The following is a 17,887-nucleotide window of genomic DNA, read 5'->3' as shown; positions in this document are numbered from 1 at the left end:
GTCGTCCCGCCGCCGGGCACCGGACCACCGGGCCCGGACACACCGGTCCGGGCCCACGACGGGTGGCGCGCCATCAGTGTCGAGCCCCGGTGGCGCTGTCGGCGGGCACGGTGACGATCTCGTCGTCCTCCGGAGCCTCCGGGTCCTCGGAGTCCTCCGGGTCCTCCACGGCCTTCGGCCTCCCCGGAAGCCCCGGGTCCTCCGCGGTCCCCAGGTCCTCGCCGGTCCCCCGGTCCTCCACGGCCTTCGGGTCCTCCACGGCCTCCGCGGGCGTGTCCGATTCCGCCGGGGTCTCCTCGGTCCGGACGGTCCCCGCCGCGGTGACGTGCTCATCCGAGGCCGGGGTGGTGCTCGCCGGGGTCGGATGCGGCAGGGGGCCGGGCAGCGGTTGCCGGGGCAGGACGACGACGCCGGGGACGTCGAGGCCGAACCGGCCGGCGGCGGCGAGCAGCCCGGTCAGGTCGGCCCGCGGGGTGCGGTCCAGCTCGACGACGGGGAGCATGAGGTCCGCCGAACCGGCCACCGCGTGGACGTCGGCGCGCTCGCTCGGCGGCGGCACGGCCACCACCACGTGGTCGGCGCTTTCGCGCAACAGCCCGATCAGATCGGTCATGCCCGTGTCCTGCACGGGCGCGGCGACGCCCGGACGCCCGTGACGCAGCACGCGCAAGCGCGGCGCGGCCTGCGGGCGTACCTCCAGTTCGGCGGGGTTCTCACCGTCGACCAGGGCCTCGGCCAGTCCCGGGCCCTCGGGCAGTCCGAGGAGTTCGCCCACGGTGTCCGAACGCGGGTCGGCGCACACCAACAGCGTCTCCGAGCCGGTCCGGGCCAGCGCGGCGGCCAGGTTCACCGCGGCGGCGGCACCCGCGCGTCCCGGCGTGGTGGCCGCGACCATCAGCACCCGGCCCGCGCGCGGCCCCTCCTCCTCCCCGGGGGCGGGAACGGGGGCGTCACCGGTGCCGGCGCGGATCAGGTGGACCAGGGACTGGACCCGCTGACCGCCCCGGTCGTCCTCGCCGAGCAGACCGGGGGTACGTCCGCCGCGCCGCGGGGAGCCGGGGGACAGGTCGAGCAGCACGGGCAGCCCGCCGACGCGCTCGGTCTCCTCGGTGTCGTGCAGGCGCGGGTCGAGCCGGTCGCGGACCACGGCCGCCAGCAGTCCGGCCAGCAGCCCCAGCGCGGCACCGCCCGCCACCCACAGCGGCGGGTTCGGGGAGGAGGCCCGCTCGGGCAGTCCGGCGGGGGTGATGATCCGGCCGGGTTCGACGGTCTCGCGCAGGGCGCTCAACGGGCCGATACCGGCGCCCACCCCGGTGATCTCCTGGCGCAGCGCCTCCGCACGGGGATCGGAGGCCCCGGTGACGGAGACGAGTTCGCCCAGCTCCCCTTCGAGCCGTTCCCGTTCTCCGCGCAGCGCCTTCAGGTGACCGCCGATGAGGTCGTCCACCCGTTGGCGGCGTTGCTCCAGGTAGGCGTCGGAGTAGGCGGCGGCGCCGGCCCGCGCGGCCTCGGGGGAGTGCGCGGTGTAGTGGATCTCCAGCACGTTGCTGTTGGAGGGGACGGTCACGTCGACGTGTTCGCGCATGGCGTCGGCGTTCACGGTGGTCCCGGTGGCCTCCGTCACGAGCGCGGCGGCGACCGAGGAGATCTCTTCGGAGCGCAGGACCTGCGCCTCGGTGTCGAGGTTGACGTCACCGGCCACCCGCCCGGAGCGTTCGCCGGTGAACTCGGCCATGCCGGTCGGCAGTACCTGGACGGCGGCCGAGGAGGTGTAGGTGGAGGGAACGGCGAACACTCCGGCGAGGGCCAGGGTCACCCCGCCGAGCACACCCGCGCCCACCAGCCGCCACCGGCGGCGCAGCAGCGCGGTGTACTCCTTGAGTTCCGGTCCGGGTGATCCGGGGACGTCGGTGTCCATCGAGGTCTCTCCGTGTCTGCATGACAGCACTTTTAGTAAACGATTGCATACTAAGTGTAATCCCTTGGGGTGTGCTCGCCGGTTGGGCCGCGGTCCGTTTCCCCGAGGGGAAGCGACCGGAAAGAGAGGCGGGCCGCAAAGGGCGCAGGAACGACGAAAGGGGCGGTGGGTCACCCCACCGCCCCCCGGAACGCCGATGATCCATGCCCCCGCGTCCCGGTGCGGCGCGGTCGTGCGAGCGGAGGCGGGGCGGGGAGAGCGGGAAGGGCGCCGAGGCCGGTGGTCGCACACCGGTCCTCGACGCCCTTCACCGAGTTCGCGGGGGGTTCGCGGGCCCCCGTCGACGGGTCAGGCGCCGGTCACCCACGAGGGCAGCTCGGTCCCCGAGTTCCAGGCGTCGTCGCACACCTGCTGGCTGGACACCGTGTGCGCCCGCGCCGAGCAGTCCCGGTAGTCCATCAACTGGTCGTGGAACACCACGGAGACCGCCACCATGGCGATGGACACCACGATGCCCGCCACGCCCACGGCCACGCTCAGCAGCGCCAGCGGGGCGTCGGAGCGGTTGCGGCGGGCGGCCCTGCGCGCCCGCAGGCCCTGGACCAGACCGAACGCGGACAGGACACCGCCGTAGGGCGGCAGCAGCAGCCCGGCCAGTCCGAAGAACAGGCCCCACAGCCCGCCCCGTTCGACACGGGGCGGTTCGGTGTCCGATCGCGGCTCCGGGCGATTGTCGGTCAAGGTCTCACTCCTTCGGCACGCCCCGTCGGGCGTCCTCGGTCCACTGCGCCTGGACGGAGGGTATCCGCCACCGACGACTTCGAGACGGGGCGGTGTCGTCGAGAGGCCCACGTCACACGGTGCCGGACGGTCACCTCCCCGTGGGTCCGACGCTACCCGGACCGATAGGGTGGGTACGCGGACGGGCCGTAACAGGCCCAGTGCCCGGGATCTGTACCGGGCGTACGCGACATCCGGATGCTGCGCCGTCCCCCGGTGCCCCCGGAGTACGGGAGAGGACTCCCGCACCGTTCTCTAGTACATGGGAGAAGCATTGTCCGCGCGAGTGGTGGTTCTCATATCGGGCACGGGCAGCAACATGGCTGCCCTCCTGGAGGCGGCGAAGGACCCGGTCTACGGGGCCGAGATCGTCGCCGTGGGGGCCGACCGCCAGGGGACCCGGGGCATCGAACTGGCCCGCGAGGCCGGCGTACCCGTGTTCGTCGTCCCCTTCCGTGACTACACCGACCGTTCCCGCTGGAACGCCGACCTCGCCGAGCGCATCGGTGCGCACACCCCCGACCTGGTGGTCTCCGCCGGGTTCATGCGCATCCTCGGCCCCGAGGTCGTCGGAAAGCACTCCGCGGTGAACATCCACCCGGCGCTCCTCCCCTCCTTCCCCGGCGCTCACGCGGTGCGTGACGCGCTCGCCCACGGTGTCCGCATCACCGGCACCACCATCCACTTCCTCGACGAGGGTGTCGACTCCGGGCCGATCATCGACCAGGTGGCGGTCCCCGTCGAGGACGACGATGACGAGTCGAGCCTCCACGAGCGCATCAAGGTCGTGGAACGGCGCATGCTGGTCGACACGGTCGGCCGGCTCGCCCGCGAGGGCTGGACCATCGACGGTAGGAAGGTGCGGTTCGGTCGAGCCGACCGCACCGAGCAGAGCGTCGCCGACGCGACCGAACCGAAGGAGAACCGGTGACCCAGCAGGCCATCCGGCGTGCGTTGATCAGCGTGTACGACAAGACCGGTCTGGAGGTGCTGGGCGCGGGCCTGGCCGCGGCCGGAGTGGAGATCGTCTCCACCGGCTCCACCGCCTCCCGACTGCGGGACGCGGGCGTCCCCGTGACCCGCGTCGAGGACGTCACCGGCTTCCCCGAGATCATGGGCGGTCGGGTCAAGACCCTCCACCCCTCCGTGCACGCCGGTCTCCTCGCCGACCAGCACAACCCCGACCACGTCGCCCAGATCGAGGATCTGGGGATCGCCCCCTTCGACCTCGTCGTGGTCAACCTCTACCCCTTCCGCGACACCGTCGCCTCGGGCGCCTCCGAGGCCGAGTGCATCGAGCAGATCGACATCGGCGGCCCGGCCATGGTGCGCGCCTCCGCCAAGAACCACTCCAGCGTCGCCATCGTCGTGGACCCCTCCTCCTACGACTCCGTCCTGGAGGCGGTGCGCGGCGGCGGGTTCACCCTCGACCAGCGCAAGCGCCTGGCCGGACTGGCGTTCCAGCACACCGCCGCCTACGACGCGGCCGTCGCCGGCTGGTTCTCCGACACCTACGCGCCCGACGCCGAGACGGCCGAGACCGCCTGGCCGGATTTCCGCGCCACCGTGCACACCCGCAAGACCGTCCTGCGCTACGGCGAGAACCCGCACCAGGACGCCGCCCTGTACGTCCCGGCGGGCGTGTCCCCCCACGGGCTGGCCGGTGCCGAACAGCTGCACGGCAAGGCCATGTCGTACAACAACTACGTGGACTCCGACGCCGCCCTGCGCGCCGCCCACGACTTCGACGAGCCCTGCGTGGCCATCATCAAGCACGCCAACCCGTGCGGCATCGCGGTGGGCGCCGACAACGCCGACGCCCACCGCAAGGCGCACGCCGCCGACCCGGTGTCGGCGTTCGGCGGGGTCATCGCCACCAACCGGACGGTCGGCGAGGAGCTGGCCGCCCAGATCTCGGAGATCTTCACCGAGGTCGTGGTGGCCCCGGCCTTCGAGCCCGCCGCGCTGGACATCCTCACCCGCAAGAAGAACATCCGCCTGCTCAAGGTGGGGGAGACCGGCGGCCCGGTGGCGGAGACCCGCCAGATCAGTGGCGGTCTGCTCGCCCAGTCCGTCGACCGCATCGACGCCGCCGGGGACGACCCGGCGAGCTGGACCCTGGCCACCGGCGAGCCCGTCGACGAGGCGACCCTGGCCGACCTGGTCTTCGCCTGGAGGGCGGTGCGCGCCGTGAAGTCCAACGCCATCCTGCTCGCCTCCGACGGCGCCACCGTGGGCGTGGGCATGGGACAGGTCAACCGGGTCGACTCCGCCCGCCTCGCGGTCTCCCGGGCCGGCGACCGGGTCACGGGATCGGTCGCCGCCAGCGACGCCTTCTTCCCCTTCCCCGACGGGCTGGAGATCCTCACCGAGGCCGGGGTACGGGCCGTCGTGCAGCCCGGTGGTTCGGTCCGTGACGACGAGGTCATCGCGGCCGCCAAGGCGGCCGGGGTCACGATGTACCTCACCGGCACCCGGCACTTCTTCCACTAGGAGACCAGGCATGAGCGCGATCGTTCTGGACGGCAAGGCCGTCGCGAAGTCCATCCGCGAGGATCTGTCCGAGCGGGTGGCCCGACTCCACGCGAAGGGGATCACCCCCGGGCTGGGCACCGTGCTGGTGGGAGACGACCCCGGCAGCCACTCCTACGTGCGCGGCAAGCACCGCGACTGCGCCCAGGTCGGCATCGCGAGCATCCGTCGCGACCTGCCGGAGAACGCCACCCAGGAAGAGGTGGAGCAGGCCGTCCGCGAGCTCAACGAGGACCCCGCCTGCACCGGCTACATCGTCCAGCTCCCGCTGCCCCGGGGACTGGACGAGAACCGGGTGCTCGGGCTGATCGACCCGGCCAAGGACGCCGACGGCCTCCAGCCCTCCAACCTCGGCAAACTGGTGCTGATGCAGGAGGCGCCGCTGCCGTGTACCCCGCGCGGGATCGTGGAGCTGCTCAACCGCTACGACGTCCCCCTCAAGGGCGCCGAGGTCGTGGTGGTCGGCCGTGGGGTGACCGTGGGCCGGCCGCTGGGTCTGCTGCTCACCCGCCGTTCGGAGAACGCCACCGTCACCCTGTGCCACACCGGTACCCGTGACCTGGCCGAGCACACTCGCCGAGCCGACATCATCGTCGCCGGCGCCGGGGTGCCCGGACTCATCACGAAGGACATGGTGCGTCCCGGCGCCGCCGTGCTCGACGTCGGTGTCTCGCGCACCGAGTCCGGTCTGGTCGGCGACGTGGTCCCGGACGTGGCCGAGGTCGCGGGCCACATCTCGCCCAACCCCGGCGGGGTGGGGCCGATGACCCGCGCGATGCTGCTGGTCAACGTGGTCGAGTCCGCCGAACGTCAGGCCGAGGACCGCTAGCGGCCGACACCCGTGGGCGACGGGAGGGGCGGTGACCGAGGTCGGTCACCGCCCCCCGCTCGTTCCGGCCCTCCACCGGCGTCGCGGGGTCTCCGGAGAACGGGGGACCGCGGCCGCCGTCGTGCCCCGGACGGTCTCCTCCGCCGGTGCCCCGGACCCCGTGGGCACCCCGGGTCAGCCGGCGGCGCGGTGGGTCTGGTGTCCCACCGGCAGCGGGCGCACCAGTCCCAGCGCCACCACCTCGTTGGCCAGCCGGGTACGCCGGTTCTGGCCCTCGGGGATGCGGAACTTCTGGTACAGCCGCAACAGGTGCTGTTTGACCGCGGCCTCGGTCACCACCAGGACCTCGGCGATGTCGCGGGCCGTCGCCGGGGCGACGAAGGCCTCCTCCGACAGGGCCGGCTGGCACAGCGCGGTCAGCACGTCCAGCTCGCGGCGGGTGAGCTCGGGGGCGGAGCTGCGGCGCAGTTCGACGTCGGGACTGATCTGCTCCTGCGGCAGTCCCCCGACCCGGCAGCGGGCGCCACCGAAACTCACCACGTCGCCCTCCTCCAGGACCCGGCGGGCGATCGGCCGGCCGTTGACGCGGGTGCCGTTGCGGGACAGCCCCATGTCCACCACGTAGACATAGGGGCCGCGCCGGACCAGTTCGGCGTGCAGGAGGGAGACGCTGGGGTCGTCGAGTCGGAGGTCGGCGCCCTCACCACGGCCGACCGTGGTGACCTCGTCCGCGAGTTCGCGGATCTGCCCGTTCTCTTCGACCCGGAGGTAGGGCCCGTCCACGGTGGCTCCTCCCGGGCTCGGATATCGCTGCCGGTGGGTGTGCGGACGCCGGTGGGGTCGAGGGGCTGAGGTTCGTGGGGTGGGCTTCATGGGGGGTGGGGTCCTCGCTCACCGGTGCGCTCGTCTCCCCTCTGGTTACCCGGGTGCCGAGCGTTCTACGCGCTTACTCCGGAGTTAGGCGGATAAGACGCGGAAATACGGCTCTGTGGCCGAACCGGAAGCGGGAAACGGTCGCCTGGGTGCCCCGATCGATGCCGGTCCGTTTCCGTGAGCCCTGAGGCGGTGGCGACACGGATCACTACACTGTCCTTGACCCTCCCGGTCCGAAAGCACCGCCGGTGACCGGAGCCACCAGGAACATGAGCCGTTCCGCCGTGATGCTCCGTTTCGGACGCCCGAACATCGACGGGTGGCCGGTCTGTGCCGGCTCCGGGCGGGAGATCGTGGACCAGGCGATGCGGAGCGCGGTGAACAGGGTGGAGTTGGCGGAGTTGTCGGACGCGGACGAGGAAACGTCCTCCCCTGAGGAGGGCCGGGTCCCGGTCTGGCTCACCCAGGTGCCGTACGCACTCGTGCTCTCCGCCCTGGCGGCGGGGATCGTCATCGTGGCCGCGGCCTACTTCAAACGGGGGCCGGCGATCATCGCGGGCGCCCTGCTGCTGGCCGCCGCCTTCCGGGCCTTCCTGCCCCACGACTGGGTGGGCATGCTCGCCGTCCGTCGTCGCTGGGTCGATCTCGTCACGTTGATCACCATGGCGGTGCTGCTCATCGTGCTCGCGTGGGTGGCGCCGCAGTTGTCATCGTAGGCGTCTAATAAGCTTGATGTCGAGATACCGCGACACCGACGAGCCACCCCCTCCCCGGAGAGCACGGACAGGGCGGGATCAGCGGATCGCCGCGCGCGCGGACGCCGGCACACCGGTCACGAGCCGAACGCCGCCCACCGCCGCACGAGGTGGTGGCGAAGATTGAAGGGACAGCCGCACAGCCATGGCCAAAATCAAGGTCGAGAACCCCGTAGTCGAGCTCGATGGTGACGAGATGACCCGGATCATCTGGTCCTTCATCAAGGACCGTTTGATCCTTCCGTACCTCGACATCGACCTGAAGTACTACGACCTGGGCATCGAGGAGCGCGACCGCACCGATGACCAGATCACCATCGACGCCGCCAACGCCATCAAGGAGCACGGCGTCGGCGTCAAGTGCGCCACCATCACCCCGGACGAGGCCCGGGTCGAGGAGTTCGGCCTGAAGAAGATGTGGCGGTCGCCCAACGGCACCATCCGCAACATCCTCGGCGGCGTCGTCTTCCGCGAGCCGATCATCTGTGAGAACGTGCCCCGCCTGGTGCCCGGCTGGACCAAGCCGATCATCATCGGCCGCCACGCCCACGGCGACCAGTACAAGGCCACCGACTTCAAGGTCCCCGGCCCCGGCACGGTCACCATGACCTACACCCCCGCCGACGGCAGCGAGCCGGTCGAGTTCGAGATCGCGCAGTTCCCCGAGGCCGGCGGCGTGGCCATGGGCATGTACAACTTCCGCAAGTCCATCGAGGACTTCGCCCGGGCCAGCCTCAACTACGGCCTGGACCGGAACTACCCGGTGTACATGTCCACCAAGAACACGATCCTCAAGGCCTACGACGGCATGTTCAAGGACGTGTTCCAGGAGATCTTCGAGACCGAGTTCAAGGAGAACTTCGACAAGGCCGGTCTCACCTACGAGCACCGCCTCATCGACGATATGGTCGCCTCCGCGCTCAAGTGGGAGGGCGGCTACGTCTGGGCCTGCAAGAACTACGACGGCGACGTCCAGTCCGACACCGTCGCGCAGGGCTTCGGCTCCCTCGGCCTGATGACCTCCGTGCTGCGCACCGCCGACGGCCGCACCGTCGAGGCCGAGGCCGCGCACGGCACCGTCACCCGCCACTACCGCCAGCACCAGCAGGGCAAGCCCACCTCCACCAACCCGATCGCCTCCATCTTCGCGTGGACCCGCGGTCTGGAGCACCGGGCCAAGCTGGACAACACCCCCAAGCTGCTGGAGTTCGCCACCACCCTGGAGGACGTCGTCATCAAGACCGTCGAGGGCGGTCAGATGACCAAGGACCTGGCGATCCTCGTCGGTGCCGACCAGGAGTGGCTGACCACCGAGCAGTTCCTCGCCGCCCTGGACGAGAACCTGGCCAAGCGTCTGGCCTAGGGAGGGGATCGGGGCCGCTCTGAGCCGGCGGCCCGGGTGACCTTCACCACGCCCGGCCGTCCCCTTCGGGGGGGCGGCCGGGCGCGTTCCCGGGCCGATCCGCCGTGTCCGATGATTTTTTCCGGCGTGTTTCCCGGGTTCTGCGGACATCGGCCGCTCCAGAGTGGGAGGATGACGGCGCTGGGTCACCAAGGCAGTGCGACGTAGGCCACGTGAACTTGATTCGCACCTTTCACGAACTTTGACCTACAGTGGAGTCACGCCGGTGAGAACCGGCAGGCCAGAGCGGCTTTTCCCGCTCGGCCGCAAGGACCGACGTGCCGGCCGTGCGCCCGCTGGGGGGTAGGCGCGCACAGTACGGAACGTCACGAAGAAGGGCCCGGTGCTTCGGCACCGGGCCCTTCGCCTTTCCCCGCCGGTCCATCGCGTGGACCGTGAGGATCAGTCCTGTAGGGCGCTGTCGGGGATCGGCTCGCCCTCGCGCATCGCCGCGAACATCTCCTCCGACCGCGTCTGATCCCACTGGACCACCGAGCCGACCCCGGGCAGGGTCGGGGTGTCGCCCACCGGGATCGTGGTCGTCCGCGTCCCGCCGCGCATCGCCAGCAACATCGTGGCCAGGTGACGCAGCCTGTCGCCCTCGTCGACCACGAACAGGTCGGTGCCCTCCATCACCAGCGGTACCGACGTGAACGGGTTGAACAGGGTCGACGGAGCGCTCGCCTCCTGCACCAGGGCGGAGAAGAACTCGCGCTGGCGGGCGACCCGGTCCAGGTCGGCGCGCGGGGTGGCACGGGTGCGCACGTACCCCAGCGCGGTGCCGCCGTCCATCGTCTGGCAGCCGGCCTCGACGTCCAGGCCCGCCTTGGGGTCGACCATCGGCTCCTCCGGGCACAGCTCCACGCCGCCGACCGCGTCGACCAGGCCGACGAACCCGCCCATGCCGATCTCGACGTAGTGGTCCACCCGCACGCCCGAGGCCTCCTCGAACGTCCGCACCAGCGGCGCGGGGCCGCCGCAGATCTCCTCGCCCCCCTCGTCCGTGCCGCAGACGGCGTCGGCGAAGGCGGTGTTGATCTTGTTGTCCGCGTAACCGGGGATGGCCAGCGGCACGTAGGAGTCCCGGGGGACGCTGACGATGGTGGGCTCGGCCTCGCCGTCGTCGGGGATGTACAGCAGCATGATCGTGTCGGTGCGTCGACCCTCGGCCCGGCCCGTGGCCAACTCCTGGATCTGGTCGTCGTCCAGGCCCTCGCGGCTGTCGGAGCCGACGATCATGAACACGGTGCCGTCCTGGCGCTCCGGACGGCCCTCGTAGTCCTGGAGCGCGTCGATCCGTTGCAGGCGCGCGTTGGCCCACAGGTAGAACCAGGTGGGCAGCACCAGCACCGCGACCAGCAACACCACCAGGGTCACCACGGTCACGTTCCGGACGTTGCGGACGCGCTTGCGGTCGCGGCGCCGGGTGCGCCCGGTGCCGTCGTACTCGCGCCCGGCGTGGTGGGTGCGCCGTTCGGAGCGCGGCCTCCGCAGCGGCGGGACGTCGCCCTCGGAGGGCATCCGCCGGGTCTCGCCGACGACCCGTCGCTCCGACTCCCTCTCCCGGTAGAGCTTCTCGAACGCGTCGGGCCCGCCCGCCGCGCCCTTGCGCCTGAACACGCCCGGTCTGTCGTGTTCACCGGTCGGGCCGGACTCCCCCCGGTGCCGTCGGTCTGACATCGAACCGCCTACTCTCCTCCGCGATGCGAAGGTCCGTGGTCACGGCCTCCACTCTGTGGGATCGCAGAAAGAGTAGCGGGGTTCCACGGATCGCCCCCGATCCGGGCATCGGGGACGATCCCGAGGCCCGTATCGGGGAACGGTTCAGCGGAGCCGGTGGGCGCCGGCCGCCGGCAGGGCCGCGCGCACCCGTGGCGCGGGTCGGCCGCGATCGGCGGCCTGCCCGGCCAGGGCGTCGCAGACGTCCGCCACCCGGTCCTCGGCGACCAGGGCCAGCGCGGTGCCCGCCCACCCGGTCATGCGCACCCCCCGCGCCCCGGCCCGGCCGGCGGCCTCCACCGCCGCCTCCACCTCGGGAAGCGGAAGCCCGGACCGCCGCAGCGACAGGTGCGACGCCGTCAGCACCACGCCGACCTCGCCGAAGCGCTCGGCGCGCAGCAGCCCCACCACCGCGTTGAGCCGGTGCACCTCGGTCACCGCGTGCTCCACCCGACGGCGCAGCGGGGGAGAGGGCAGCGCGGTCAGCGCGGCGGGCAGGTCGCGGACGGCCCGCAGCGGCCCCAGGGTCCTCTCGGCGCGCCCCAGGTCGGCGGTGTACCCGGCCCGGGGGTCCCGTCGGTGCAGCGCCCCGGTGTCCACGATGAGCAGACACAGGTCCTCGGCGGCCGGGTCGAAGGGCAGCACCGTGGTGCCGGAGGTGCGCAGGTTCACCCGGACCGCGCAGCCGGGGCGGCCGGCCAGGGCCACCCGCTGGTCGACGGTGTCGCCCTCCGGCGGCGGGCCTCCGGCCAGGTCGGCCAGGGCCAGCGACACCGCCGCGCCGACCGCGCCCGCGTACCCCAGCGAGGCGTGCTCGGGCAGGTCCGCGCCGAGCATCACGCGCAGCCCGGTGTCGGCCTCCAGCAGCCCCGTGCGCCGTGCCGCGGCGGTGGCCCCGGCCACCGCCCGCCCCGTCGTCCCGCGAAGGCGCAGCGGACCGTTGAGCGTCGCCGCGCGCACGGCGGGGTCGCCGGGGACGGGGCCCACCGCCGCGGTGACCCCCCAGGGCAGCGCCGTGTACAGGCCGACCCCGCCCGACGCCGCCGTGTGCTCTCCCATCAACGCCACCCGCCCGGGGGCGTGCCAGACCCCGGCGGCCGGCCCGCCGTACAGCGTGTCGAACGCCTTCGCCAGTTCGTCGGCGTCCGGGGTCCGTGTCGGCCATTCCCCCCGGGGCCCCGCCGACCGCACACCCAACACCGCTCTCCACCGCGCCCCCGCGCCCCCCACGTCGTCTTCCTTCCCCCGGTCCGTTCTTCCGTCCCCACAAGTCTGCCCAAGTCCCGGAGCGCCCGGTGTGGGGCCTTCGGGGTCGGTGGGTAGGCCACTAGGGTGACGGATCGGCGAAGGTGGGGGAGGGCGCGGTGGCCTCGGTGTTGGACAGGGCGCGAGAGACGGTCCGGCACCATCGGCACGCGGCGATGGACACCTACTGGGGGTTGCGTCGTCGTCGTCCGTCCGTCGACCATCTGGTGCGGGCCTACGAGCGGTACGCCGATCGCAACGGCAACCAGTTGGCGGGCGCGGTCACCTACTTCGCGTTCCTGTCGTTCTTCCCCCTGCTCGCCCTGGCCTTCGCCGCGGTCGGGTTCGTCCTGGCCACGTTGCAGATCGAACTGGCCGGGCAGTTGGAGCAGGCGCTGGACGACGTGCTCCCGGGGTTGTCGGAGCAGTTGCCCATCGAACAGATCGCCGGCGCGCGGGTGGGCGCCGGTCTGTTCGGCCTGGTGGGTCTGCTCTACGCCGGCCTGAACTCGGTGTCGGCGCTGCGCGAGGCCCTGCACTCGATCTGGCTGAAGAACCTCAACGACGGCCCGAACCTCCTCCTCCGCAAGGGCGCCGACCTGCTGGTGATGATCGGACTCGGGTTCTCCCTGCTGCTCACGGTCTCCGTCACCGGTATCGCCCAGGCGGCGACCCGGTGGCTGCTGTCCCTGGTCGACCTGGACGACTCGATCGTGGCCAACCTGGCGTTGCGCCTGCTGGCACTGGTCATCGCCATCGCCGCGAACATGCTGATCTTCATGCTGGCGTTCACCGTGTTGTCGGGCAGCGGGCGCCCGACCCGGATGATGTGGCGGGGCGCGCTGTTGGGCGCGGTGGGGTTCGAGATCCTCAAGGCGACCGCGGCCCTGCTGCTGTCGGGGACGTTGGACAACCCGGTCTACGCCTCGTTCGCGGTGCTGGTGGGGCTGCTCGTGTGGATCAACCTGGTGATGCGCCTGGTCATGTTCAGCGCCGCGTGGACGGCCACCTCGCTGGTGGTGCCACCGCCCTACACGGGGTCGCTCCCGCTGCCGGAGGAGAACGGCATCGACTGGACCCGGCCCGCACCCGTCACGCGGGTGCCCCCCGAGGAACTCGCCGAACACCACCGGACCCAGCGCGCCCTGGCCGTGGGTCTCTCCGCGGCCGGCGCCCTCGGGGCGGGCGGTTTCGCGGCGTGGCTACTGCGTCGACGGAACCGTCCTGTCGCCTAGTGTGACGGCCCGTTCGCGGAAAATGACAGTGAAGACCCCTCATTCCCGTATGTACGAGGTGCCGACCGGGTAGTCCTCCCCTGTCCCGGCCGAGAGTCCCGCCGGGGCAGGACCGTCCGCCGACCGAATCGATCGGTGGGAACCCCCCTCGGAGGGCAGATGGGAACCGCATTCAAGTCGTCCGAACGCGCGACGATCGGTGTGGAGTGGGAGCTTCAGCTGGTCGATCGGCGCAACCGCCACTTGCGGCAGGAGGCACAGAAGCTTCTCTCCGAACTCCCCGAACTCAGCTCCGCGGCGGAGGCCCCTCCACTGCGTCACGAGCTGATGCAGTCCCAGGTGGAGGTCGTGACCGGGATCTGCGAGACGGTCGACGAGGCCAAGGCCGACCTGTCCGGCAGCATCGACCGGATACGCCGGGTCCTCTCCCCCTGGGGGGCCACACTGACCTGTTCGGGCACCCACCCCATCGACGACTGGCGCGATCAGGAGCTCAGCCCCGGTGTCCGCTACCGGGAACTCGTCGATCAGATGCAGTGGGTCGCCCGGCGGATCCTCACCTGCGGCGTCCACGTGCACGTGGGGGTCCGCCACCAGGACAAGGCCATTCCCATCGTGAACGCGCTCACGAGGTATCTTCCGCATTTCCTCGCTTTGAGCGCGTCCAGTCCCTTCTGGTCGGGTCACGACACCGGTCTGGCCTCCGCCCGCTCCGTCATCTTCGGCGCGTTGCCCACCTCCGGTCCGCCGCCGAACCTCCCGAACTGGTCCGCTTTCGAGGAATACCTCGAAACCCTTCTCCGTGCGGGTACCATCGCCTCTATCAAAGAAGTGTGGTGGGACATCCGGCCGCACCCGGATTTCGGCACCATCGAGATCCGGATGTTCGACGGGATTCCCACACTGCGCGAGGTGGGAATGGCCGCCGCGCTCTCACAGAGCCTGGTGGAACTGTTCGATCACCAGCTCGACCGCGGCTACGGTCTACCGAGCCCGCCGTCCTGGCTGGTGAGGGACAACAAGTGGCGGGCCACCCGCTACGGGCTCGACGCTCGTGTCATCACGGACACCCACGGGACCACCGTCCCCGTCCGTGACGACCTCTACGAGTTGGTGCGCGAGCTGAAGCCGGTCGCGACCCGTCTGGGTTGCGCCGAGGACCTGGACCTGATCTCCGAGATCCTGGACAAGGGCGCCTCCTACGAGCGGCAGCGCGCGGTCATCGCCGAGGGCGGCACCCTCGACGACGTCGTCGACATGCTCGCGGCGGAGCTCGACGACGGCCCCACCCGTGCAGGAGTCGGTGCCGGCGACGGCACCCGGTAAGACATGGGCGAAAGCGAAAAGGGGACCCTCGCATGCAGGGACGAGACCTGCCGGAACAGTTGACCGCTTTTCTGGCGCGCCGTGAGCGGGACTTCATAGACTTCCGCCGTGACCTGCACATGCACCCCGAACTCGCCTTCGCCGAACATCGCACCACCGGCCGGATCGTCGAGTACCTGCGCGGGGTCGGTCTGGCCCCGAAGGAACTGCCCGGGGGCACCGGGCTGGTCTGCGACATCGGTGCGGGACCCGGCCCCACCGTGGCCCTGCGCGCCGACATCGACGCCCTGCCCCTCACCGACGAGAAGGACGTCCCCTACCGGTCCACCGTCCCGGGCGCCGCACACGCCTGCGGACACGACGTGCACACCACGGTCCTGCTGGCCACGGGGGTCTTCCTCGCCCAGCAGGACCGTGCCGGCGCCCTCCCCGGCCGGGTCCGGCTGATCTTCCAGCCCGCCGAGGAACTGCCCGGCGGCGCCGTCGAGGTCATCAACGCCGGAGCCCTGGACGGGGTCGACCGCATCTTCGCCCTGCACTGTGATCCGCGCCTCATGACCGGCCGGGTCGGGCTGCGCACCGGAGGCATCACCGCCGCCTGCGACCAGCTCATGGTCCGTCTCTCCGGCCCGGGCGGGCACACCGCCCGTCCCCACCTGACCGCGGATCTGGTCTACGCCATGGGCAAGGTCGTCACCGAGCTGCCCGCCGCGCTCTCGCGCCGCATCGACGCCCGCGCCGGGTTCAGCCTGGTCTGGGGGCGCATCAGCGCCGGCTCGGCGCCCAACGTCATCCCCGACGACGCGGTGGCCGAGGGCACCGTGCGCTGCCTGGAGGACGAGGCCTGGCACGCCGCCCCCGACATCGTCAAGGGGCTGGTGGAGTCGGTCGCCACCGCCTACGGGGCCGAGGCCGAGGTCACCTACCGGCGCGGTGTCCCGCCCACCATCAACGAGGCCACCAGCGTCGACATCATGCGCGAGGCCACCGCCCTGGCCCTGGGGCCGGACGCGGCCGCGCCCACCCCCCAGAGCCTGGGCGGGGAGGACTTCGCCTGGTACCTGGAGCACGTTCCCGGCGCCCTGGCCAGGCTGGGCACCCACTCTCCGGACTGGGACGGGCCCATGCTCGACCTGCACCGGGGCACCTTCGACGTGGACGAGCGCGCCATCGGAGTCGGCATCCGGTTCATGGTGACCACCGCCCTGACCGCCCTGGGCGTCGACGGCCGCCGCACCGGCGTCGAGAACGCCGAGGAGGCCGTGTCCTTCTGAACCCCGGACTCCTGAACCCCGGCCCCGTTCGACCTTCGGAACCCCGTGGACGCCCTCGCGGGTGTCATGCCGAAGAGCCGGTGTGACCTGGGTGTCCTCGGGCGCGCGGGCCACGGATCTGCCGGGTTCTCGGTAACTTCGCGTCGGGGTGGCGGGGCGTGTGCGGCGCCGATGGCATTCTGAACGTATGAACCAGCCACTCACAGTCGAACAGATCCGGCGGGCGCCCAAGGTCCTCCTGCACGACCACCTCGACGGCGGACTGCGCCCGTCGACCGTGGTCGACCTGGCCCGGGAGATCGGCTACAAGGACCTTCCCACCTATGACCCGGCGGAGCTGGGCGTATGGTTCCGTGAGGCCTCCGACTCCGGGTCCCTGGAGCGCTACCTGGAGACGTTCGCGCACACCACCGCCGTCATGCAGACCCGCGACGCCCTCGTGCGCGTCGCCGCCGAGGCCGCCGAGGACCTGGCCGCCGACGGTGTGGTCTACGCCGAGCAGCGTTACGCCCCCGAGCAGCACCTGGAGCGCGGGCTGACCCTGGAGGAGGTCGTCGAGGCCGTCCAGGAGGGGCTGGAACTCGGAGAGAAGCGGGCCGCCGACGCCGGGCGGAGCATCCGCACCGGCCAGTTGGTCACCGCGATGCGCCACGCCGCGCGCTCGTCGGAGATCGCCGAGCTCGCGGTCCGCTACCGCGACGCGGGCGTGTCCGGGTTCGACATCGCCGGGGCCGAGGCGGGCAACCCGCCCACCCGACACCTGGACGCCTTCGAGTACCTGCGCCGTGAGAACTTCCACTTCACCATCCACGCCGGTGAGGCGTTCGGGCTCCCCTCCATCTGGGAGGCCCTCCAGTGGTGCGGCTGCGACCGGCTCGGTCACGGCGTGCGCATCATCGACGACATCACGGTCACCGAGAACGGAGTCCCGCGCCTGGGTCGTCTGGCCCAGTACGTGCGCGACAAGCGCGTGCCGCTGGAGATGTGCCCCAGCTCCAACGTCCAGACCGGCGCCGCGGCGTCCATCGCCGAGCACCCCATCGGGCTGCTGCACGACCTGCGCTTCCGGGTGACGGTGAACACCGACAACCGGCTCCAGAGCGGGACCACCCTGTCGGAGGAGTTCGCCCGGCTCTCCTCGGCGTTCGGGTACGACTGGGACGACATCCAATGGTTCACGGTCAACGCCATGAAGTCGGCGTTCCTGTCCTTCGACGAGCGGCTGGCCCTGATCAACGGTGTCATCAAGCCCGGGTTCGCGCAGTTGAAGTGGGCGGCCGACCGATGACCGGACCGGCGTCGGGCGGCAATCCCACGGTGCACTACTCGCTCTCCTCGCGTGTCCTGGCCGCGGGATGGATCGTCATCGCCGTGCTGCTCCTGGCCGACCTGTTCCTGCGGGGAGAGGGACCGGAGATCTGGACCTACGCGTCCATCCTGGTGGTCACCGTCGCCCTCGTGTACCTGGTGTGGCTGCGTCCCCGCGTGGTGGTCACCGAACGCGGCCTGCGGATGATCAACCCGCTGCGCGAGACCTTCGTCCCCTGGGCGGCCGTGCAGTGGGTCGACGTGGTCGACGTGCTGAGGGTGCACACGCCGGACCGGATCGTGCGCTCGTGGCCGCTGCGGGAGACCAAGCGGCAGCGGGTCCGGGACAACATGCGCCGTGAGGGCGGGTTCGTGGACCAGGCGGACGAGGGGGATCCTCGGGAGCTGCGCCCCATGGACCGGGCCGCCCTCCAGCTGCGACAGGACGCCGAACGCCACAAGGCGCGTCCGCTCCCCGGCCCCATCCGGGACATCGAGGAGGCCGGCCCCGCCGCACTGGGCGCCGAGGACCGTCCGCAGACCATGGTCTCGGTGGAGGTGATCGTCGTCCTGGGCCTCACCGTGACCCTGATCGTGGCGGCGTTCCTGCTGCTCTGAACCGTTCTCCCCGGGTCCGTCTTCGTCGGGTCACGGGGTTGACGAGACCCCCTCCGCTCTGGTTAGGTAAGGC

At 71.5% G+C, this 17,887-nt stretch carries 15 protein-coding genes; 10 read left to right on the top strand and 5 right to left on the bottom strand.

What is annotated here, in order from left to right; genetic code table 11:
* Window positions 1-73: 73 nt before the first annotated feature.
* Window positions 74-1,918: a Wzz/FepE/Etk N-terminal domain-containing protein gene (locus PWG71_RS04090; protein ID WP_274808152.1), complete on the bottom strand. Its 1,845-nt coding sequence runs from the start codon at window positions 1,916-1,918 to the stop codon at window positions 74-76.
* 348 nt (window positions 1,919-2,266) lie between these two features.
* Window positions 2,267-2,659: a DUF4190 domain-containing protein gene (locus PWG71_RS04085; RefSeq protein ID WP_274808151.1), complete on the bottom strand. Its 393-nt coding sequence runs from the start codon at window positions 2,657-2,659 to the stop codon at window positions 2,267-2,269.
* A gap of 325 nt (window positions 2,660-2,984) precedes the next feature.
* Here PWG71_RS04085 and purN point away from each other — a divergent pair, with 325 nt between their 5' ends.
* From purN to PWG71_RS04070, 3 genes are read left to right on the top strand one after another with little or no spacing between them, the layout of a single operon-like run.
* Window positions 2,985-3,629 (top strand): phosphoribosylglycinamide formyltransferase, encoded by a 645-nt coding sequence (purN, locus tag PWG71_RS04080; protein WP_274808468.1) that lies wholly within the window; start codon window positions 2,985-2,987, stop codon window positions 3,627-3,629.
* Complete coding sequence (gene purH, locus PWG71_RS04075; RefSeq protein ID WP_274808150.1) at window positions 3,626-5,191, top strand: bifunctional phosphoribosylaminoimidazolecarboxamide formyltransferase/IMP cyclohydrolase; 1,566 nt, start codon at window positions 3,626-3,628, stop codon at window positions 5,189-5,191. Before purN ends, purH begins: the two co-directional genes overlap by 4 nt.
* 10 nt (window positions 5,192-5,201) lie before the next feature.
* The gene (locus tag PWG71_RS04070) at window positions 5,202-6,059 is read left to right on the top strand and encodes a bifunctional methylenetetrahydrofolate dehydrogenase/methenyltetrahydrofolate cyclohydrolase (RefSeq protein WP_274808149.1); all 858 of its coding nucleotides are present in this window, start codon (window positions 5,202-5,204) and stop codon (window positions 6,057-6,059) included.
* Window positions 6,060-6,233: 174 nt separating this feature from the next.
* Here PWG71_RS04070 and PWG71_RS04065 read toward each other — a convergent pair whose 3' ends face one another.
* Entirely contained in the window at window positions 6,234-6,842 is a 609-nt protein-coding gene (locus PWG71_RS04065) for an FHA domain-containing protein (protein ID WP_274808148.1), read from the bottom strand.
* 359 nt (window positions 6,843-7,201) lie between these two features.
* Between PWG71_RS04065 and PWG71_RS04060 the strand changes: the two genes are divergently transcribed.
* Window positions 7,202-7,648: a DUF3017 domain-containing protein gene (locus tag PWG71_RS04060; protein WP_274808147.1), complete on the top strand. Its 447-nt coding sequence runs from the start codon at window positions 7,202-7,204 to the stop codon at window positions 7,646-7,648.
* A 184-nt stretch (window positions 7,649-7,832) separates the two neighbouring features.
* Complete coding sequence (locus PWG71_RS04055; RefSeq protein ID WP_274808146.1) at window positions 7,833-9,050, top strand: NADP-dependent isocitrate dehydrogenase; 1,218 nt, start codon at window positions 7,833-7,835, stop codon at window positions 9,048-9,050.
* A gap of 441 nt (window positions 9,051-9,491) precedes the next feature.
* On the opposite strand, the gene PWG71_RS04050 is transcribed toward PWG71_RS04055, so the two are convergent.
* A complete protein-coding gene (locus tag PWG71_RS04050; RefSeq protein ID WP_274808145.1) occupies window positions 9,492-10,769 on the bottom strand; it encodes an LCP family protein in 1,278 nt (425 codons plus the stop codon).
* Between the two features lie 144 nt (window positions 10,770-10,913).
* Window positions 10,914-12,038, bottom strand: a complete 1,125-nt coding sequence (locus PWG71_RS04045; RefSeq protein WP_274808144.1) for a galactokinase family protein — start codon at window positions 12,036-12,038, stop codon at window positions 10,914-10,916.
* A gap of 191 nt (window positions 12,039-12,229) precedes the next feature.
* Between PWG71_RS04045 and PWG71_RS04040 the strand changes: the two genes are divergently transcribed.
* The 5 genes from PWG71_RS04040 to PWG71_RS04020 all read left to right on the top strand — a co-directional run bounded on the left by PWG71_RS04040 (window position 12,230) and on the right by PWG71_RS04020 (window position 17,814).
* On the top strand, window positions 12,230-13,288 hold the full coding sequence (locus PWG71_RS04040) for a YihY/virulence factor BrkB family protein (protein ID WP_274808143.1): 1,059 nt from the start codon (window positions 12,230-12,232) through the stop codon (window positions 13,286-13,288).
* Between the two features lie 159 nt (window positions 13,289-13,447).
* Complete coding sequence (locus PWG71_RS04035) at window positions 13,448-14,614, top strand: glutamate--cysteine ligase (protein WP_274808142.1); 1,167 nt, start codon at window positions 13,448-13,450, stop codon at window positions 14,612-14,614.
* Between the two features lie 32 nt (window positions 14,615-14,646).
* Window positions 14,647-15,888 carry a M20 family metallopeptidase gene (locus tag PWG71_RS04030; protein ID WP_274808141.1) on the top strand — a complete coding sequence of 414 codons (1,242 nt, stop codon included), beginning with the start codon at window positions 14,647-14,649 and terminating at the stop codon, window positions 15,886-15,888.
* 187 nt (window positions 15,889-16,075) lie between these two features.
* Window positions 16,076-17,176, top strand: a complete 1,101-nt coding sequence (locus PWG71_RS04025; protein WP_274808140.1) for an adenosine deaminase — start codon at window positions 16,076-16,078, stop codon at window positions 17,174-17,176.
* Window positions 17,173-17,814 (top strand): PH domain-containing protein, encoded by a 642-nt coding sequence (locus tag PWG71_RS04020; RefSeq protein WP_274808139.1) that lies wholly within the window; start codon window positions 17,173-17,175, stop codon window positions 17,812-17,814. The genes PWG71_RS04025 and PWG71_RS04020 overlap by 4 nt, the downstream gene beginning before the upstream one ends.
* Window positions 17,815-17,887: the final 73 nt, after the last annotated feature.

The sequence above is a fragment of the Nocardiopsis sp. N85 genome, from assembly GCF_028882275.1.
Lineage (GTDB): Bacteria > Actinomycetota > Actinomycetes > Streptosporangiales > Streptosporangiaceae > Nocardiopsis > Nocardiopsis lambiniae.
Note: the sequence above shows the minus strand (reverse complement) of the source record. Positions and strands in the feature narration are given on the sequence as shown.

Coding starts and splice junctions, on each gene's coding strand:
- PWG71_RS04035 (WP_274808142.1), top strand. CDS start 13,448: ATGGGAACCGCATTCAAGTCGTCCGAACGCGCGACGATCGGTGTGGAG.
- PWG71_RS04020 (WP_274808139.1), top strand. CDS start 17,173: ATGACCGGACCGGCGTCGGGCGGCAATCCCACGGTGCACTACTCGCTC.
- PWG71_RS04030 (WP_274808141.1), top strand. CDS start 14,647: ATGCAGGGACGAGACCTGCCGGAACAGTTGACCGCTTTTCTGGCGCGC.
- PWG71_RS04025 (WP_274808140.1), top strand. CDS start 16,076: ATGAACCAGCCACTCACAGTCGAACAGATCCGGCGGGCGCCCAAGGTC.
- PWG71_RS04040 (WP_274808143.1), top strand. CDS start 12,230: ATGGACACCTACTGGGGGTTGCGTCGTCGTCGTCCGTCCGTCGACCAT.
- PWG71_RS04060 (WP_274808147.1), top strand. CDS start 7,202: ATGAGCCGTTCCGCCGTGATGCTCCGTTTCGGACGCCCGAACATCGAC.
- PWG71_RS04070 (WP_274808149.1), top strand. CDS start 5,202: ATGAGCGCGATCGTTCTGGACGGCAAGGCCGTCGCGAAGTCCATCCGC.
- PWG71_RS04090 (WP_274808152.1), bottom strand. CDS start 1,918: ATGGACACCGACGTCCCCGGATCACCCGGACCGGAACTCAAGGAGTAC.
- PWG71_RS04055 (WP_274808146.1), top strand. CDS start 7,833: ATGGCCAAAATCAAGGTCGAGAACCCCGTAGTCGAGCTCGATGGTGAC.
- PWG71_RS04050 (WP_274808145.1), bottom strand. CDS start 10,769: ATGTCAGACCGACGGCACCGGGGGGAGTCCGGCCCGACCGGTGAACAC.